The sequence below is a fragment of the Spirochaetota bacterium genome (assembly GCA_026414805.1).
Classification (GTDB): Bacteria; Spirochaetota; UBA4802; order UBA4802; family UB4802; genus UBA4802.
In genome coordinates this window covers 1-1292 of the sequence record JAOAIH010000145.1, presented here as the reverse complement: position 1 = coordinate 1292, position 1292 = coordinate 1, and the positions used below count along the sequence as shown (strand labels likewise).

At 36.4% G+C, this 1292-nt stretch carries 1 protein-coding gene; it reads left to right on the top strand.

Translation table 11 applies throughout. The features are described 5' to 3' along the window. Positions 1-1103 (top strand): aldehyde dehydrogenase (locus tag N3F66_15035; GenBank protein ID MCX8125461.1); only part of this gene is annotated, 1103 nt, incomplete at its 5' end. Positions 1104-1292: the final 189 nt, after the last annotated feature.

Genomic DNA, 1292 nt, shown 5'->3' with positions numbered 1-1292 from the left:
CATCTATATTGCATTATTATTCGCAAGCACACATTAATGAAAATGATTCCATCAATTACACATACAAGCAGCCCATTGGTGTGGCAGGATGCATTTCACCATGGAATTTACCTTTGTATTTATTTACATGGAAAATTGCACCTGCTTTAGCCGCAGGATGTACAGTCGTAGCTAAGCCATCTGAAATTACTCCCATGACCGCCTATTTGCTATCTGAAATTTGCATCGAAGCCGGATTGCCCAAAGGCGTGCTGAATGTTGTTCATGGCTATGGACATAAAGTAGGCCAAAGCATTATAGAACACCCTACAGTCAAAGCTATTTCTTTTACAGGTGGAACCAAAACAGGTAAGCAAATTGCTGCTACGGCAGCTCCTATGTTTAAAAAATTATCTCTGGAATTAGGTGGTAAAAACCCTAACATCATTTTTGCTGACTGTAATTATGATAAAATGCTTAAAACCACTATTCAATCTTCGTTTGCCAATCAAGGACAGATTTGTTTGTGTGGGTCGAGAATCTTTGTTGAAAGGAAATTGTACGATAAGTTTAAATATGATTTTGTTGAAAAAACAAGGTCACTTAAAGTTGGTCCTCCCTTGAACGATGATACACAAATAGGTGCAGTGGTATCAGAAACACACATGAACAAAATTTTGAGTTATATTCAATTGGCCAAAGAAGAAGGAGGAACTATATTGTGTGGTGGTGAAAGAGTAATTTTGGAAGAACCTTATACTAAAGGATATTATATTGCTCCAACCATCATTGAAGGGCTGTCTTATACCTGTCGTACCAATCAGGAAGAAATATTTGGACCGGTTGTAACTATTACTCCGTTTGATACAGAAGAAGAAGTGATTAAAATGGCTAATAGTGTGGAGTATGGTCTTTCTGCAACTATTTGGACAGAAAATTTAAATCGTGCTCACAGAGTGGCTCATCGGTTAGAAAGCGGTATTATATGGATAAACACATGGCTTAACAGGGACTTAAGAACGCCTTTTGGAGGAATGAAAGCATCAGGAGTAGGACGTGAAGGTGGCTTTAAAGCGATAGATTTTTTCAATGAAGATAAAAATGTATGTGTGGAATTAAGGTAAAATAAGATTATTGAATTGAAGTGCAAGAATTTTATGTGGGTCAAAAGGGGCTGATAGCGTAATAATTTTTATTGTTATATTTAATGATATCTTTTAACAGAAAAATAAGTTGGATTCTTTAGTAAAAGATGCCCTGCCCTTTAGTCAACAAGAAACAGAACTTACACCCAACAGCACCTTATATTTAAC